Raw genomic sequence first — 16,822 nt, 5'->3', positions numbered from 1 at the left:
TCGCTCCGTCGCGTGCTCCCCCACTCGTGCGCCGGCGGCGCCGCGCCGCCTTCGCCGTCTGCGGTTCCGGCCCGGACCGGCGGATGCCGGCCGGTCACCGGCGGGGCTCAGTGGAAGAAGTGCCGGGTCCCGGTGAAGTACATCGTCACGCCCGCCGCCTTCGCGGCCTCGATCACCTGCTCGTCGCGGACCGAACCGCCCGGCTGGACCACGGCCTTGATGCCCGCGGCGGTCAGGATCTCCAGCCCGTCCGGGAAGGGGAAGAACGCGTCGGACGCGGCGTACGAGCCCTGCGCGCGCTCGGCGCCCGCACGCTCGACCGCGAGCTTCGCGGAGTCGACGCGGTTGACCTGGCCCATGCCCACGCCGACCGAGGCGCCGTCCTTGGCGAGCAGGATCGCGTTGGACTTGACCGCGCGGCAGGCCTTCCACGCGAAGGCGAGGTCGGCGAGGTCGGCGGCGGAGAGGGCCTCGCCGGTGGCGAGGGTCCAGTTGGCCGGGTCGTCGCCCTCGGCCTGGAAGACGTCGCTGTGCTGGAGCAGCGCGCCGCCGGAGATGGGCTTCAGGTCGCCCGGCTGGTGCGGGGTGCCGGCCACCTTCAGGACGCGGATGTTCTTCTTCTTGGCCAGGATCTCGACCGCGCCGGCCTCGTAGTCCGGGGCGGCGATGACCTCGGTGAAGATCTCCGCGACCTGCTCGGCGAGCTCGACGGTCACCGGGCGGTTGACGGCGATGACCCCGCCGAAGGCGGACAGCGGGTCGCAGGCGTGCGCCTTGCGGTGGGCCGCGGCGACGTCCTTCTTGTCCACGGCGATGCCGCACGGGTTGGCGTGCTTGATGATCGCGACGCAGGGCTCTTCGTGGTCGTAGGCGGCGCGGCGCGCGGCCTCGGTGTCCACGTAGTTGTTGAAGGACATCTCCTTGCCGTGCAGCTGCTCGGCGTTGGCGAGCCCGCCCGGCTGCCCGTCCGTGTAGAGGGCGGCGGCCTGGTGGGGGTTCTCGCCGTAGCGCAGGCCCGCCTTGCGCTCCCACGCGCCGGCCAGGAACTCGGGCAGCACGGCCTCCGGCTCCGGGGCGTACACGTTCGTGAACCAGGAGGCCACGGCCACGTCGTACGCCGCCGTGTGCTGGAAGGCCTCGGCCGCGAGGCGCTTGCGGGCGGTGAGGTCGAAGCCGCCGCCCTGGGCGGCGGCGAGCACGTCGGCGTAGCGGCGCGGGCTGGTGACGACGGCCACCGAGGGGTGGTTCTTGGCGGCGGCGCGGACCATCGAGGGGCCGCCGATGTCGATCTGCTCCACGCACTCGTCCGGGGTCGCGCCCGACTGGACGGTCGCGAGGAAGGGGTAGAGGTTGACGACGACCAGGTCGAAGGGCTCGACGCCCAGCTCGGCGAGCTGGTTGCGGTGGTCCTCCAGGCGCAGGTCGGCGAGGATGCCGGCGTGCACGCGCGGGTGAAGGGTCTTGACGCGGCCGTCCAGGCACTCGGGGAAGCCGGTCAGCTCCTCGACCTTGGTGACGGGCACCCCGGCCGCGGCGATCTTCGCGGCGGTGGAGCCGGTCGAGACGAGCGCGACACCCGCCTCGTGCAGGCCGCGCGCCAGCTCCTCCAGCCCCGTCTTGTCGTAGACGCTGACGAGAGCGCGCCGGATCGGGCGCTTCGACGCGGCGAGCTCTTCGCCCTGTGCGGTCACGGTCTCTGCGGTCCCTGCGGCCTCTGCGGCGGTCACTGGATCGTTACCTTTCGTCCCTCGATGCTGTAGCCGTGCCGGGCCAGGCGCCCCACGACCTCGACGAGCAGCTGGCGCTCGACTTCCTTGATCCGCTCGTGAAGAGCGGCTTCGTCCTCTTCGTCCCGGATCTCGACCACACCCTGGGCGATGATCGGACCGGTGTCCACGCCGGAGTCCACGAAGTGGACGGTGCAGCCGGTGACCTTCGCGCCGTAGGCGAGTGCGTCCCGTACGCCGTGGGCGCCCGGGAAGGCCGGGAGGAGGGCGGGATGGGTGTTGATGAACCGGCCGCCGAAACGGCCGATGAACTCCGGGCCCACGATCTTCATGAACCCCGCCGAGACCACGAGGTCCGGCGCGTGGGCTCCGGTCGCCGCGGTCAGGGCCGCGTCCCACTCGGCGCGGCTCCCGTACGCCTTGACCGGGCACACGAAGGTGGGGATGCCCGCCTTCTCGGCGCGCTCCAGGCCGGCGATGTTCTCGCGGTCCGCCCCGACGGCGACGACCTCGGCGCCGAAGCCCTCGGCTCCACCGGGGTGGGCGTCGATGGCGTCGAGGAGGGCCTGGAGGTTGGTGCCGGAGCCGGAGACCAGCACGACCAGGCGGGAGGGGGCCATGGAGTGAGCCCTTTCTCGGGCGGGGGCACACCCCCGGCCTGAGCTGGGGGCACGTGGTTCGACTTGTATGGTCGTACGAAACCTCGGGTCGCCTGAATAGGCGGACCATACGAAGCCACCGACCGCCTGCAACGATACCGGCACGCGGGACGGCCCCCGGGGGACGGGGGAGCGGGTGGGCGGTAGCGTCTGGCGTACACGCCGCATTCAGGCCTCCGACGTCCCAGTGACGTCCATGACACAGGGGATGAAACACACCCGATGCCGGACCGCCGCCAGCCCGACCCCTCCACCGACGACAACCCCTTCGCGGCGCCGCCGGAAGGCCGGCCCGACCAGCCGTGGGAGCCGCGCGCGGGCGGCGACGGCGACTCCGGGGGCGACTCCGGGGGCGGCTCCGGTCAGGGACCGGGCGAGACCCCTGGATCCGGACCGGCCCGCTGGGACCCGACGGACCCGATCCAGCGGCGGGCGCGGTACGCGCTGCTGGCCGGCATGTGGGGGTTCTTCTTCGGGGTGTTCGGAATTCCCTCGGTGGGGCTGCTGCTGGGCGTCCTGGCCCTGTACTGGGGCATCAGCGCGCTCCGGGGCGTCCCGGTGAAGCCCTCCCCGGCCGACGGATCCACCGGGTCCGGCCGGCCCGACGCCGCCGCGAACAGGACCGGCGAGGCCGCGCCGGCCGAGGCCCGGGGCGGGCTGGCGTCCCTGGGCGCCGCGGCCCGGCCCCAGCGGACGGCGGCGGTGAGCGGGCTGGTCACCGCGTCGCTGGCGATCCTGCTGGCCGTGTCCTCGTACGCGGTGCAGCTCACGTACAAGGACTTCTACGTCTGCTCGCAGGACGCCCTGACGAAGTCGGCGGAGCTCCAGTGCAACGACCTCCTGCCGGACAACTTCATCGGCAAGATGCTCCGCGTCCAGCGCTAGGCCGTACGGCCGGGCCGAGGCCGTCCCTTCCGGACCGTGCCGGGCCCGGCGAGCCCTTCCGGTCACGGCCCCGGCCGTGACCGCAAGCGCCGCGCACTCCGCCCGCCCGACCGGCCCCGGCCTCCGGCCGACTCCGCAGGCAGGCCTCCGGGCCGGGTGCGCGCCACCGGCTCACTCCGCCTGACCGGCCGGCCGAGGCCCCGGCGGCTCGGCCCGCGCGGCCTCCCGCGCGGCCTCGTGCCCGGCCTCGTGCCCCGGTTTGCGGCGGGCCAGGACGCGGGCTCCGGTCACGGGCGGCACGAGCGGCCGCGGGGGCGCCGCGAGGTGCGTCGGCGGCGGCCCGGCGGACGGCACGGGTACGGCCGGGGCCGCGGGGGCCGCCGGGAGTGCCGACAGCGGGATCGGGGTCAGGTCCAGCTTCAGACCGGGAACGACCAGCACCGAGCGCTTCGCCGGCGCCGGTGCCGTGCCCGATGCCGCCGACGGTCCGGCGCCCGGTCCCGCGCTCGCCGGCACCGGCCGCGGGTGTTCCTCCGCCGCTCCCCCGGCGGCGCGCTCCGGCGCCGAGGAGAAGTCCGGGATCAGGGTGCCCGCCGCGCGGCGCAGGGCCGCCCAGCGGGCCTCCCGCACGCCGCTGTCGTGCCACCCGTCCCGGCCGCCCTCGTCGGACAGGCCCCGCGCCGGCCGGTTGCGCCACGCGTGCACGGTCACGGCCAGCGGAACCGCGAGCGTCACCGTCCAGGCCAGGGCCGCGCCGCCCACCTGCCACCAGACGGGGCCGAAGGCGGCCAGCTCCCGGGAGCCGAGCGGCCCCGCGGAAGCCGCCGCGAGCCCGGCCGTCGCCAGGGCGCAGACCAGCGCGCCCAAGGCCGCCGTGAGCGCGGTCTCCCCGTACGAGACCTCGCGCGCCCGGCGTACCGCGAACCAGCCCACCGCCAGCCCGGCCACCACCGGAACTCCGGCGACGGCCCAGGTCAGCGGCGTTCCGGGGCCCTCCGCGGGCAGCGCCGCGAGCAGCGGGAAGCGGGGCAGCGCGGGCGAGCCGATCCACCCGAGCGGGGTCGCGGCGGCTCCGGCACCCAGCGCGAAGCCGGGGCCGAGGGCATAGGCGGCGCCCCAGACCACCGCGTTCGGGATCAGGGCGAAGGCCAGCAGCAGCACCGCGAAGCGGCCGGACCAGACTCCGGTCAGGGCCCCGAAGGAGCTCTGCACCTGCGCCCCGTGCCAGGCGAGCGACACGGCGACCACCAGGGCTCCGCCGCCGAGCAGCACCAGGGCCCCGCCGGCTCCGGCGCGCAGCGCGAGCTCGTACCGGGGGCGTGTGAACCGGGCGGGCAGCGGCCCGAGCGGCCTGCCCCGGGCCTCCCAGACCCCGCCCGCGGCGGCGAGGGCGGCGACCAGCGGGAGGTGCCAGGCCGCGCTGAGCGGGTCGGCGGGCATCGGCCCGCCCGCCGCGTACACCGTGGCGAAGGCGCCGACGCCGAGGTAGCCGCAGAGCACGGCCGAGAACACGACCCCCGCGGGCAGCGGCTCCGCGCCCCGGTCCTCGTCGGCCGCGCTGCCGAGCCGGGCGGCGCGCCGGATGAGCAGCGCGGGCAGCGCGATGAGCAGCAGCGGGGTCAGGCCTACGGGGGCGGGCACCCCGGAGAGGGTCTCGTAGCGCACCAGTTCGGTCCCGTGGGCGAGCAGCCACAGCCCCGCGGCGAGGTGCAGGGCCCCGCCGGGGCCGCTGTCGGGGTACGGGGAACTGATCCACAGCACGATGACGAGCACCGCGAGGAATCCGAGGCCCAGTCCCGCGGCCACGGCCCCGCCCACGGCACAGGCGGCGGCGGCCGGTGAACGGCGCCGGGCGGGGGCCCTGGGGGGCTTGGGCAACGAGGTCCCGCGTTCGGTCACTTGGGTCACCCCGCCATGGTGCCAACGACACGCGCTATGGACGGGTAACAGGCGAATGCCCGTGGTGTCGCCCAATATACGTTTATGTACTTTTTCGCTCAGGGCGTCCGGGTCGCGGGGAGTGTGGCATGACACAAAGCGTCACGGAGCTGAGCCTCCCCACCCCGAAGGAACGCAGGCGCCTGCGCGAAGCCGCCGAGCTCACGCACGAGGAGGTCGCGGCGGCGGTGGGCGTCACGGCGACCACCGTCCGCTCCTGGGAAACGGGGCGCACGGAGCCCCGCGGCCGCAAGCGGGAGGCGTACGCGAAGCTCCTGACCCGGCTCACCGCCGACGCGAACACCGGGTCCCGGACGAGGAAGGACACCCCCGCCACTCCGGCTGACGAGGCCGCCGACGAGGGCGAGGGCGCGGCAGCCGTGGGCGGGGCCATCGGCGCGGGCGCGGGCGGGGGCGAGGCCGCCGGCGCCGGTGAGGCCGTCGGCGCGGGCGCCGAAGCCGCGACGCCCGCGGTGGGGCCGCAGACCGCGACCGCCGGAGCCGGCTCCGGCTCCGGCTCCGGCTCCGGCTCCGCTGCCGATGTCCCGACACCGGCGGCGGCCACCGCCGCGGCGGACGGTGTGTCGGTGGACGGCGTGTCGGTGGACGGCGTGTCGGTGGACGGCGTGTCGGACGGGGCCGGGGCACCAACGGAAGCCGCTGCCGCGGACCCGGACGCCGCGTCAGCCCGCAACGCCGACGTCGACGACGCCGCCGAACCGGCCGCCGACCACGCCGACGGCCGGTTCGGGCCGCGCGGCCGCGGCGCGGCGCGGCCCGTCGGCGCGCAGACGCGGCCCAAGGCGGGCGTCAAGCGCGCCGCGAAGCCCCCGGCCGCGGCGCCCCGGCACGAGGCCAGGGCCACGGTGAGGACCGCCGCGGGCGGTGGCGGCGGCCTGGCCACCCTCCGCCCCGGCGCTCCGGTCCCCCCGAACAACCCGGGCACGGGAACGGGCGGCGGCCCGGGCGCGGGTACCGGCCCGGACGCCGACACCGGCCCGGGTACCGGCGCCGACACCGGCCCGGGTACCGGCGCCGACACCGGCCCGGGTGCGGGCACCGACACCGGCCCGGGTGCGGGCACCGGCGGCGGGACCACGGGCCCCGCCCCGAGCGCGAGCACCACCAGCTCGGGCACCGCCACCCCGGGCAGCGACACCGACCCGGCCATGAGCACCACCGACCCGCGCGCAGAAGCCGACCCGAACGCGAACACCACCACCCCGGGCACCGACCCCGACCCGAGCGCGAACACCACAAGCCCGGACGCGGGTACCGGCCCGAGCGCGAACACCACAAGCCCGGACGCGGGTACCGGCCCGGGTACGGGCACCACCACCCCGGGCACCGACCCCGGCCCGGCCGCGAGCACCACCCCGGGCACCGACGCCACCCCGGCCGCGAGCACCACCACCCCGGCAACCGACACCGACACCGCCCCCGTCCCCTGCCCGACCGTGGCCGTCCGTGCGGAGCCGGTGCCCGGCGACGCAACCCCGGGCGCGGAGGCCGGTACCGCCCCGGAGGGTCCCCGCTCCGACGCCGCCGTGTCCGCCTTCGACGCCCTCTACCAGCGCACCGCACCGGCCCTCACCCGCCAGGCCTACCTCCTCACCGGCCGCCGCACCCTCGCGCAGGAGGCCGTCGAGCGCGCCTTCCAGCAGGCGTGGGGACGCTGGCCCGCGGTCGCCACCGACCCTGACCCGGTCGGCTGGGTGCGCGCGGCCACGTACGAGTACGCGCTCTCGCCCTGGCACCAGTTCAGACGGGCCCACAAACACCCCGACAAGCCTCCGGCCGACACCGGCGACCGGATCCTCATGGACGCGATGCTCGCGCTGCCGCCCACCCACCGCCGCACCGTGCTCCTCTACGACGGCGTGGGGCTGGACCTCCCGGACACCGCCGCCGAGACCGAGGCCTCGACCCCGACGGCCGGCGGCCGCCTGGTCAACGCGCATGCCGAACTCGCCGACCGGATCCCGGCACTGGCCGCCGCGGCTCCCGAGAAGCAGTCCGCGCTGCTGCGCGAGCGGCTCGGCACGCTGACGCCGGCCGTCCCCCTGGAGCCGCGCGCCGCGGCCGTCGTACGGGCGGCCGGCGAGGGCCGGGCGCGGCGGTGGACGCGGGCGGCCATAGGGCTGACGGCGATGATCGCGGTCGCGGCGGCGTACACGGCGTCGACCGCGCCGACGGAGTACGTGCCCCCGCTCGCCCCCGGCGCGAACGTGTCGGGCGTGCCCCCGCACAGCGGCCCGCAGCAGCTCTCGGACGAGAGCCGCCAACTGCACGAAAAGCTCCGGTCCGACCCGGCGGCCGGACCGGCGCGGGTCTCACCCAAGGCCGAGTGAGGGCCGCGGGGCCCTACGGAAACGGGCGTGGCCCGCACCCCTTCACAGGGTGCGGGCCACGCCCGTCACTGCCCGCGGAGCCGTGTACGGAGATCCGTACGGTGCCGCGCGCCTACTGCTGTTCCCGCTGTCAGTGAGCGGCGTTCAGGATCTCGCGCGCCAGCTTGGCGGTCTCGGTCGGCGTCTTGCCGACCTTGACGCCGGCGGCCTCGAGGGCCTCCTTCTTGGCCTGCGCGGTGCCCGAGGAACCGGAGACGATGGCGCCGGCGTGGCCCATGGTCTTGCCCTCGGGGGCGGTGAAGCCCGCGACGTAGCCGACGACCGGCTTGGTGACGTGCTTGGCGATGTAGTCCGCCGCACGCTCCTCGGCGTCGCCGCCGATCTCACCGATCATGACGATCAGGTCGGTGTCGGGGTCCGCCTCGAACGCCTCGAGGGCGTCGATGTGCGTGGTGCCGATGACCGGGTCGCCACCGATGCCGACGGCGGAGGAGAAGCCGAGGTCACGGAGTTCGTACATCATCTGGTAGGTCAGCGTGCCCGACTTGGACACGAGACCGATGCGGCCGGGCTTGGTGATGTCGCCCGGGATGATGCCGGCGTTGGACTGGCCGGGGGTGATCAGACCCGGGCAGTTCGGGCCGATGATCCGCGTCTTGTTGCCCTTGCTGGTGGCGTACGACCAGAAGGCGGCGGAGTCGTGCACCGCGATGCCCTCGGTGATGACGACGGCCAGCGGGATCTCGGCGTCGATCGCCTCGACCACGGCGGCCTTGGCGAACGCCGGCGGGACGAAGAGGACGGAGACGTTGGCGCCCGTCTTCTCCATCGCCTCGGCCACGGAGCCGAAGACCGGGACCTCGGTGCCGTCGAAGTCGACGGTGGTGCCCGCCTTGCGCGGGTTCACGCCGCCGACGATGTTGGTGCCGTCAGCCAGCATCAGCTTGGTGTGCTTCATGCCCGTGGCACCGGTCATGCCCTGGACGATGACCTTGCTGTCCTTGTTGAGGAAGATAGCCATGTGAGTCTGTGACCTCTGCCCTTACTTCGCAGCCGCGAGCTCGGCGGCCTTGTCGGCCGCGCCGTCCATGGTGTCCACGCGCTGGACCAGCGGGTGGTTGGCGTCCGAGAGGATCTTGCGACCCAGCTCGGCGTTGTTGCCGTCGAGGCGGACGACCAGCGGCTTGGTGACCGCCTCGCCCTTGCTCTCCAGCAGGGCCAGAGCCTGGACGATGCCGTTGGCGACCTCGTCACAGGCGGTGATGCCACCGAAGACGTTGACGAAGACGGACTTGACGTCCGGGTCGCCGAGGATGATCTCGAGGCCGTTCGCCATCACCTCGGCGGACGCGCCGCCGCCGATGTCGAGGAAGTTGGCGGGCTTGACGCCGCCGTGGTTCTCGCCGGCGTACGCGACGACGTCGAGGGTGCTCATGACGAGACCCGCGCCGTTGCCGATGATGCCGACCTCGCCGTCGAGCTTCACGTAGTTGAGGTTCTTCGCCTTGGCGGCGGCCTCGAGCGGGTTCGCGGCAGCGTGGTCCACGAACTCCTCGTGGCCCGGCTGGCGGAACTCGGCGTTCTCGTCGAGCGAGACCTTGCCGTCGAGCGCGATGACGCGGCCGTCGGCCACCTTCGCGAGCGGGTTGACCTCGACGAGGAGCGCGTCCTCGGCGATGAAGGTCGCCCACAGGGTCACCAGGATCTCGGCGACCTGCTCGGCGACGGCCTCCGGGAACTTCGCCTGGGCGACGATCTCGCGGGCCTTCTCGAGGGTCACGCCCTCGTTGGCGTTGACCGGGACCTTCGCGAGGGCCTCGGGGGTCTTCTCCGCGACCTCCTCGATGTCCATGCCGCCCTGCACCGAGGCCATGGCCAGGAAGGTGCGGTTGGTCCGGTCGAGGAGGTAGGAGACGTAGTACTCCTCGGCGATCTCGGGAGCGGTCTCCGCGATCATCACCTTGTGGACCGTGTGGCCCTTGATGTCCATGCCGAGGATGTCCGTCGCGCGAGCGACGGCCTCGTCGGGGGTGGCGGCGAGCTTGACGCCACCGGCCTTGCCGCGGCCGCCGACCTTCACCTGCGCCTTGACGACCGACTTGCCACCCATGCGCTCGGTGGCCGCTCGGGCTGCCTCAGGCGTGTCGATGACTTCACCGGCCAGCACCGGTACACCGTGCTTGGCGAAGAGGTCCCTCGCCTGGTACTCGAACAGGTCCACGCGCGTCCGTCCCTTGTCTTCAAAAGATTCGCAGTGATTCGCGGTTGTCTGCTATCTGCGTGGGCGTGCCGCGGAGGGCAACGTGACGGCGCTGTCACAAGGAAGGCGCACACGGTGACCGTGGACGCGGCATGTCCGTCCCGCAGGTTATCCCCGTGGGACGTAGGTCCCTAAATCGCAGATCACACCTGAGCGGTGATACCTGTCACAGATCGCCTCACGGTTGAACTGCGTCTTCGTGCGATCCGCCGAGACCGGAGCGCCGTGACGGGCTCCGGAGCCGCCCCCGGACAAGCCCCCGAACGGCGGTCCGGCCCGGTCCCGGACGGCCGCCGCGCCCGCGCCGCGGAACCTCGTGCGGACGGCGTGTTCAGGAGGCCGGGACGGGCGCGGGAAGGGGACGTTTCTCCAGGGCTGCGGCCATCACGTCCGGAAAGAGGTCGGGCGTGCAGGCGAAGGCGGGTGCGCCCAGCGCGGCGAGCGCGGCGGCGTGTTCGCGGTCGTAGGCGGGGGCGCCCTCGTCGGACAGGGCGAGCAGCGTCACGAACTCGACGCCCGCGCCCTTCATCGCGGCGACCCGCTTCAGCATCTCGTCGCGTATCCCGCCCTCATAGAGATCACTGATGAGGACGACGACCGTGTCGGCAGGACGGGTGATCTTCGACTGGCAGTAGGCGAGCGCGCGGTTGATGTCGGTGCCGCCGCCGAGCTGTGTGCCGAAGAGCACGTCGACGGGATCGTCGAGCTGGTCGGTGAGATCGACGACCGCGGTGTCGAAGACGACCAGGCGGGTCGAGATCGACCGCATGGAGGCGAGGACGGCGCCGAAGACCGAGGCGTAGACCACGGACGCCGCCATCGAACCCGACTGGTCGATGCAGAGGATGACCTCCTTCTTCACCGACTGGGCCGCACGGCCGTAGCCGATCAGCCGTTCGGGGACGACGGTGCGGTACTCGGGGAGGTAGTTCTTCAGGTTGGCCCGGATCGTGCGGTCCCAGTCGATGTCCGCGTGCCGGGGCCGGCTGACCCGCGCGGAGCGGTCGAGCGCGCCGGTGAGCGTGGCCCTCGTCCGGCTCGCGAGCCGCTTCTCCAGTTGCCCGACCACGGCGCGGACCACCGCGCGGGCGGTCTCCCTGGTGGTCTCGGGCATCGCCTTGTTGAGGGAGAGCAGGGTCCCCACGAGGTGCACGTCCGGCTCCACGGCCTCCAGCATCTCCGGCTCCAGCAGCAGCGCGGACAGGCCGAGCCGCTGGATCGCGTCCCGCTGCATGATCTGGACCACGGAGCTGGGGAAGTAGGTGCGGATGTCACCGAGCCAGCGCGCCACCTTCGGCGCGGACCCGCCGAGCCCGGCCGAACGCTCCCCCGCGCTCCGGCGCCCTCCGCCGTCCCCTCCGTACAGCGCCCCGAGCACGCCGTCCATCCCCGCGTCCGCCCCGTCCAGCGCGCACCCGGTGCCGTCGGCCTCGCCCCCGAGGACCATCCGCCACCGCCGCACCCGCTCGTCGGCCCCGCTCACGCCACCGTCACCCATCTGCCCGTCCCCATCTCTCGTCGTCTCGTCGTCTCGTCCAGCCACGCCCGCGCCGCCCCGCCCCGCGCCGCCCCGCACCATCCCGCGCCGTCCCGCCCCGCACCGTCCCGCCCCGCACCCTCCCGCACCGTCCCGCCCCGCCTGGGGCACCGCGGCCGAGTTCCGGAGCCGTGCCTCCGGCCCCGCCCTGCTCCCGCCCCGCCCCGCTCGGGCACCCGTCCCGCTCGGGCACCCGTCCCGCTCGGGCGCCCGTCCCGCTCGGGCGCCCGCTCCGCTCAGGCCGCCGCCCCCGCCAGGAGCAGGCGGACCAGGCCCACCACCGCGTCCGCGCGGCCCTCGTCGAGCCCCGGGGCGAAGCCCGCCGCCCCCGAGCCCGCCCCCGAGCCCGCTCCCGCGGTCCCCCCGTGCGCACCGCCGCCCGAAGGCCCCCGCCGGGCCAGTTCCCCCAAGGTCCGCTTCACGCCCGGCTCGTACGCCCCGAAGGTCCGCCGCAGCAACGGCAGTACGTCGACGAAGGCCCGCTCCGGCACCGACACCAGCCAGGCGTCGATCAGCCCCAGCAGCCGCTCGTCGTGGACCAGCAGGGTCCCGCCGCCCGAGCCGCCGCCCGCGAAGCCCTCGATCCAGCCCGCCGCGTCGGCCGGAGCCGAGGCCGGGGACAGGGAGAGCCCCATCAGCCGGGCCGTCTCCTGCGGCGGCAGCCGCCCGTCGTCGAGCAGCAGCCGGGCGGCCCGGCCGCGTATCAGCCCGGGGACGGTGTCCCGCCCGGCCAGCGTGCCCAGCACCGCCGACCAGCGCTCCCGCAGGCCGTCGGTCCCGGCGGTGCCCAGCAGCCCGATCGCGCCGTGTACGGCGTCCACGTGCCCGCGCAGCTCGGCCGCCGCGTCGGCGTCCAGCCCCGCCGCGCAGGCGGGCGGCAGCGCCACGCATATCCGCTCCGCGAGCCCGGCCGCGACCGTGCCCAGCGCCGCCGCGTCGGTCCCGCGCACGTCCCCGTACCGCAGGGAACGGGCCAGCGCGGGCAGCGCCTTGGCCAGGCCGGCCACATCGGTGTCCAGCGCGGCCCGGTCGGCGAGCGCCCGCAGGACGGCGGGCAGCGCCTCGGAGAGCCCGGCCAGCAGGCACCGCTCGGCGAGGGCGGTGACCGCGCCCAGCTCGTCGGCGTCCGCCGCCTCGGCCTCGGCCCTGGCGGTGGCCGCCCCGAGCACCGTCGTCCCCCAGATGCCGGCCTCGGCCACCCGCACGGCGAGCTCCGGCTCCCAGCGGAGCCGCCAGGTCTCCCGGAAGGTTCCCGTGCTCCCGCGCGAGGCCACCGGTACGCCCCAGTCGATGCCGAGCAGCCGCAGCCGGTGCAGCAGCAGGGACTTGGCCGTGTCGGTGTCCTTGCGCAGGTCGAGCTCCAGCTCCCGGTCCTGCGCCTCGGCCTTGAGGCGCAGCGAGCGCTGCTGGCGGGTCATGTCCCGCTGGAGCGGAACGACGGGCGCAGCGTCCGGGACCTCGCCGAGCACGTCCCCCACGACGAGCCGGTCCTCGATCAGCGCGAGCGGTACGTCGGAGCCCTCGCACATCACCGCCCGGACCGCCTCCAGGGTCTCCGTCAGCCCCGGCACCGGCCTGCCCCGCATCGCGGCGAGGGTGTCGGCGAGCCGGACCGCTTCGATGACGTGCGCCGAGGAGACCTGCCGGTCCTCCTCGCGCAGCAGGCCCGCGACCTTGGTCAGCCAGCGCTCGACGGGCCGGTCCCGGACGGCGAAGAGGTGCGCGTACCAGCCGGGCGAGGTGATGCCGGCCCCGTAGCCGCCGGCCCGTGCGAGGCGGCGGTGGGTCCAGGGGACCCACGTGGTCTCCACCTTGACCTTGGGCAGTCTGGCGAGCAGCGCCTTGTCCGCGGCCGCGGTGGTCCTCGCCCGCAGGGCCGGGACGTGCCAGGCCCCGCAGACCACGGCGTACGCGTCGCCGAACTCGCGGCGGGCGGCCCGCATCCGCTGGCGCATGTACGCCTCGCGCACCAGGTCCCGGTGGTGGCCGCCCGCCCCGTACTCCTCGCGGAGGGCGCCCATGGCCTCCCCGACGGCCTCGAACGCGCCCAGCGGGTCGCCCCCGTCACCGGCCTCGCCCCGGTGCTCGACGACGTCCTCCCACCAGCGCTCGGGGTCGTCGTACCCCGCGGCCCCGGCGAGGACGGCGAGCGGGTCGAGCCGTACGGGGTCCAGCGCCTCCTCCTGCTGCGCCTCCTCCCCCTCCGTGCCGTCCGTCGCCCCGCCCGCCGGTGCCAGGGAGTGGGCGGCGGGAAGGTCGATGAACCGGACCGGGACGTCCCGCTCCTGCGCCCACCGGATGGCCGCCCATTCCGGGGAGAAGCCGGCCAGCGGCCAGAAGGCGGCCCGGCCGGGATCGTCGGCGACGTGCGCGAGCAGTGCGACGGGCGGGCGCATCCCGGGGTCCGCGGCCAGGGCCAGCAGCGCGTCCCCCTCCGGCGGGCCCTCGATCAGGACGGCCGCCGGCCGCACCGCGTCGAGTGCGGCCCGCACGGCGCGGGCGGAGCCGGGGCCGTGGTGCCGCACGCCCAGCAGCAGCGGCCCGCGCTCCTCGGCCTGCGGGCTCATGCGGTCACCTCGCGGCAGGCGCGGTAGAAGTCCTTCCAGCCGTCGCGCTCGCGCACCACGGCCTCGAGGTACTCCTGCCAGACGACCTTGTCGGCGGCCGGGTCCCGTACGACGGCCCCGAGGATTCCGGCGGCCACGTCGGAGGCGCGCAGCACGCCGTCCCCGAAGTGGGAGGCCAGGGCGAGGCCACCGGTGACCACCGAGATGGCCTCGGCGGTCGACAGGGTGCCGCTGGGGGACTTCACCTTGGTGCGTCCGTCGTCGGTGATGCCGCCGCGCAGCTCGCGGAAGACGGTGACGACGCGGCGGATCTCCTCCAGGCCCTCCGGCGCGGCCGGCAGGTCGAGGGCACGGCCCATCTCGTCGACGCGGCGGGCCACGATGTCGACTTCGGCGTCGGCGGTGGCGGGCAGCGGCAGTACGACGGTGTTGAAGCGGCGGCGCAGCGCGCTGGAGAGCTCGTTGACCCCGCGGTCGCGGTCGTTGGCGGTGGCGATGAGGTTGAAGCCGCGCACGGCCTGCACCTCCTGGCCGAGCTCCGGTATCGGGAGGGTCTTCTCGGACAGGACGGTGATGAGGGAGTCCTGGACGTCGGCGGGGATGCGGGTGAGCTCCTCGACGCGGGCGGTCATCCCCTCGGCCATGGCGCGCATGACGGGGCTCGGTACGAGGGCTTCCCGGCTGGGGCCGTGGGCGAGGAGGCGGGCGTAGTTCCAGCCGTAGCGGATGGCTTCCTCGGGGGTGCCGGCGGTGCCCTGGACGAGGAGGGTGGAGTCCCCGCTGACGGCGGCGGCGAGGTGCTCGGACACCCAGGTCTTCGCGGTGCCCGGGACGCCGAGGAGCAGCAGGGCGCGGTCGGTGGCGAGCGTGGTGACGGCGACTTCGACGATCCGGCGCGGGCCGACGTACTTGGGCGTGATGACGGTGCCGTCGTCGAGCGTGCCGCCGAGGAGGTACGTCGCCACGGCCCACGGGGAGAGCTTCCAGCGGGTCGGGCGGGGCCGGTCGTCGGCGGCCGCCAGGGCTTTCAGTTCGTGTGCGAAGGCGTCTTCGGCGTGCGGTCGCAGCGCCTCGGTGGCGGTCTCGTTCTCGGTCGTGGTCATGGGTCCCCCTCCAATGCCTCGCAGCCGCTTCCGACTGCTGTGACCACGATGCACCCGACCACTGACAACGGGCCCTGATAGCTGTGTTGTTGCAGGTCAGAGTGATTGTCAGTGGGGGTCTCTACGGTGGGACACATGACTGAGCAGGGGGTCCGCTGGACAGCGGAACAGGTACTGGCTCTGGCTCCTGACGATGCGTCACGCAAGGCGGGGGCCAGACTCGGCGGGGCGGGGCCGTGGTCGCAGACCGGAGGTTCCGCTTCCGGTGCGGTGTGGGGTTTGTGCAAGGGCAGCGGCAGCAAGCCGTACCGGACGGTCGTCGACCTGGCCGGCCCGGCGTACAAGTGCTCCTGCCCGAGCCGGAAGTTCCCCTGCAAGCACGCGCTGGGGCTGCTGTTGCTCTGGTCGGCGGAAGGGGTGGGTGATCCGGGAGGAGGACCGGGAGGGGGATCGGCGGCGGGATCGGCGGCGGGATCGGCGGGGGCGCCCGACGAGGCTTCGGCCGGGGCTCCGGACTGGGCGGACGAGTGGCTGGCGGAACGGGCGGCGAAGGCCGCCCGGACCGCCGCCGACCGGTCCGCGGCGGCCGGCCCGGCGGACGCGGAGGCCGCCCGCAAGCGGGCCGACCGGCGGGCGGCCCGGATCGGCGCGGGCGTCACCGAGCTGGAACAGCGGCTCGAGGACCTGGTGCGCGGCGGCCTGGCCGGACAGGAGCAGGCGGGGTACGCGGCATGGGAGGAGACCGCCGCCCGCATGGTCGACGCGCAGGCTCCCGGACTGGCCGCGCGGGTGAGGGAGTTGGGGACGATACCCAGTTGCGGCACCGGATGGCCCGCCCGGATGCTGGAGGAGGCCGCGCTGCTGCACCTGCTGGACCGGGCCTGGCTGGGGATGTCCGGACTCCCGGAGACCTTGGCCTCGACGGTCCGCACCAGGGTGGGGCTGCCGTCCACGGCGGAGGGCGAGGCGGTACGGGACCGCTGGCTCGTGCTGGCCCAGTACGACACGGCGTCACCCGACGGCCGCCTCACCACCCGCCGGACATGGCTGCGCGGGCTGGCGGGCGGACGGCCGGCCCTGGTCCTGGACTTCGGCCCGCCGGGGCGGGCTCCAGGGCTCGCGCTGCCCGTCGGGCTGGTGCTGGACGCGGAAGTCCGCTTCCGGCCGGGCTCCGCCGGGCTGCGCGCGGACCTCGGCGAGCGGTTCGCCGCGGCCGAGCCGTACGGGGGCACGCCGACGGGCGTGAGCACGGGCGCGGCACTGGAGGCGTACGGCGCGGCGCTGCGCGAGGACCCCTGGCTGGAGTCCTGGCCGGTGCTGCTCGGCCCGGTGGTGCCGATACCGGGTGGACCAGGGGGTCAGCCGGGCGGGCCTCCGGGAGAAACAGCATGGCAACTGGCGGACGTGGAAGGGACGTCCGCCCTGCCCGTGCCCTTGACCGGGGCCGGGAGCCGGCCCCGCGCGGGGCTCTGGCAACTGGCCGCGCTCTCGGGGGGCGGGCCGGTGACGGTGTTCGGCGAATGCGGGCACCGCGGATTCACCCCGTTGACGGCATGGCAGCCGGGCTCCTCGGAGCCGGTGGCACTGACGTCGCCCTGAGGGGCACCGGGTGGCGGGAAACGGCGGCGCCGGGGGGCGCCGCCGTGTACGAACGACCGAGCCGGGGGGCTTTTGTGGACGACAACCACGCCAGTTGAGACCGCGGTCGTGGGGCCCGGCACCCACGAGGGCGACGGGGCCACCGGCCCCGGGGGACACACAGCCGCACACCACGAGAAAACAAAAAATAACCAAG

General features: G+C 74.9%; 11 protein-coding genes. 3 read left to right on the top strand and 8 right to left on the bottom strand.

Annotated features, from left to right (window positions below):
• Positions 1-107: 107 nt before the first annotated feature.
• Positions 108-1,691 carry a bifunctional phosphoribosylaminoimidazolecarboxamide formyltransferase/IMP cyclohydrolase gene (gene purH / locus ACWF9Z_RS13075; protein WP_453601415.1) on the bottom strand — a complete coding sequence of 528 codons (1,584 nt, stop codon included), beginning with the start codon at positions 1,689-1,691 and terminating at the stop codon, positions 108-110.
• Positions 1,692-1,723: 32 nt separating this feature from the next.
• Positions 1,724-2,347, bottom strand: coding sequence for a phosphoribosylglycinamide formyltransferase (purN, locus tag ACWF9Z_RS13070; protein WP_453601143.1), 624 nt, complete (start codon positions 2,345-2,347; stop codon positions 1,724-1,726).
• A 261-nt stretch (positions 2,348-2,608) separates the two neighbouring features.
• On the opposite strand from purN, the gene ACWF9Z_RS13065 reads away from it, so the two are divergent.
• Positions 2,609-3,271 (top strand): hypothetical protein, encoded by a 663-nt coding sequence (locus ACWF9Z_RS13065; RefSeq protein ID WP_453601140.1) that lies wholly within the window; start codon positions 2,609-2,611, stop codon positions 3,269-3,271.
• 171 nt (positions 3,272-3,442) lie between these two features.
• Here the strand turns inward: ACWF9Z_RS13065 and ACWF9Z_RS13060 are convergent, their stop codons facing one another.
• A complete protein-coding gene (locus tag ACWF9Z_RS13060; protein WP_453601137.1) occupies positions 3,443-5,179 on the bottom strand; it encodes a cell division protein PerM in 1,737 nt (578 codons plus the stop codon).
• Positions 5,180-5,298: 119 nt separating this feature from the next.
• Between ACWF9Z_RS13060 and ACWF9Z_RS13055 the strand changes: the two genes are divergently transcribed.
• Positions 5,299-7,560 carry a helix-turn-helix domain-containing protein gene (locus ACWF9Z_RS13055; protein WP_453601134.1) on the top strand — a complete coding sequence of 754 codons (2,262 nt, stop codon included), beginning with the start codon at positions 5,299-5,301 and terminating at the stop codon, positions 7,558-7,560.
• A gap of 130 nt (positions 7,561-7,690) precedes the next feature.
• Here ACWF9Z_RS13055 and sucD read toward each other — a convergent pair whose 3' ends face one another.
• From sucD to ACWF9Z_RS13030, 5 genes are all read right to left on the bottom strand, one after another.
• A complete protein-coding gene (gene sucD / locus ACWF9Z_RS13050) occupies positions 7,691-8,581 on the bottom strand; it encodes a succinate--CoA ligase subunit alpha (RefSeq protein WP_453601132.1) in 891 nt (296 codons plus the stop codon).
• A gap of 21 nt (positions 8,582-8,602) precedes the next feature.
• Positions 8,603-9,781, bottom strand: coding sequence for an ADP-forming succinate--CoA ligase subunit beta (gene sucC, locus ACWF9Z_RS13045; protein ID WP_453601129.1), 1,179 nt, complete (start codon positions 9,779-9,781; stop codon positions 8,603-8,605).
• A gap of 370 nt (positions 9,782-10,151) precedes the next feature.
• Positions 10,152-11,318, bottom strand: coding sequence for a VWA domain-containing protein (locus ACWF9Z_RS13040; protein ID WP_453601127.1), 1,167 nt, complete (start codon positions 11,316-11,318; stop codon positions 10,152-10,154).
• 275 nt (positions 11,319-11,593) lie between these two features.
• Entirely contained in the window at positions 11,594-13,924 is a 2,331-nt protein-coding gene (locus tag ACWF9Z_RS13035) for a DUF5682 family protein (protein WP_453601125.1), read from the bottom strand.
• Positions 13,921-15,027: an ATP-binding protein gene (locus ACWF9Z_RS13030; RefSeq protein WP_453601122.1), complete on the bottom strand. Its 1,107-nt coding sequence runs from the start codon at positions 15,025-15,027 to the stop codon at positions 13,921-13,923. Before ACWF9Z_RS13030 ends, ACWF9Z_RS13035 begins: the two co-directional genes overlap by 4 nt.
• 135 nt (positions 15,028-15,162) lie before the next feature.
• Between ACWF9Z_RS13030 and ACWF9Z_RS13025 the strand changes: the two genes are divergently transcribed.
• Entirely contained in the window at positions 15,163-16,626 is a 1,464-nt protein-coding gene (locus ACWF9Z_RS13025; protein ID WP_453601120.1) for an SWIM zinc finger family protein, read from the top strand.
• Positions 16,627-16,822 lie beyond the last annotated feature (196 nt).

This window comes from Streptomyces sp. NPDC054961 (genome assembly GCF_053609145.1).
The sequence above is the reverse complement of the archived record's forward strand: the minus strand, read 5'-3'. Positions and strand labels throughout refer to the sequence as shown.

Coding starts and splice junctions, on each gene's coding strand:
- ACWF9Z_RS13030 (WP_453601122.1), bottom strand. CDS start 15,027: ATGACCACGACCGAGAACGAGACCGCCACCGAGGCGCTGCGACCGCAC.
- ACWF9Z_RS13040 (WP_453601127.1), bottom strand. CDS start 11,318: ATGGGTGACGGTGGCGTGAGCGGGGCCGACGAGCGGGTGCGGCGGTGG.
- sucD (WP_453601132.1), bottom strand. CDS start 8,581: ATGGCTATCTTCCTCAACAAGGACAGCAAGGTCATCGTCCAGGGCATG.
- purN (WP_453601143.1), bottom strand. CDS start 2,347: ATGGCCCCCTCCCGCCTGGTCGTGCTGGTCTCCGGCTCCGGCACCAAC.
- ACWF9Z_RS13055 (WP_453601134.1), top strand. CDS start 5,299: ATGACACAAAGCGTCACGGAGCTGAGCCTCCCCACCCCGAAGGAACGC.
- ACWF9Z_RS13025 (WP_453601120.1), top strand. CDS start 15,163: ATGACTGAGCAGGGGGTCCGCTGGACAGCGGAACAGGTACTGGCTCTG.
- ACWF9Z_RS13035 (WP_453601125.1), bottom strand. CDS start 13,924: ATGAGCCCGCAGGCCGAGGAGCGCGGGCCGCTGCTGCTGGGCGTGCGG.
- ACWF9Z_RS13065 (WP_453601140.1), top strand. CDS start 2,609: ATGCCGGACCGCCGCCAGCCCGACCCCTCCACCGACGACAACCCCTTC.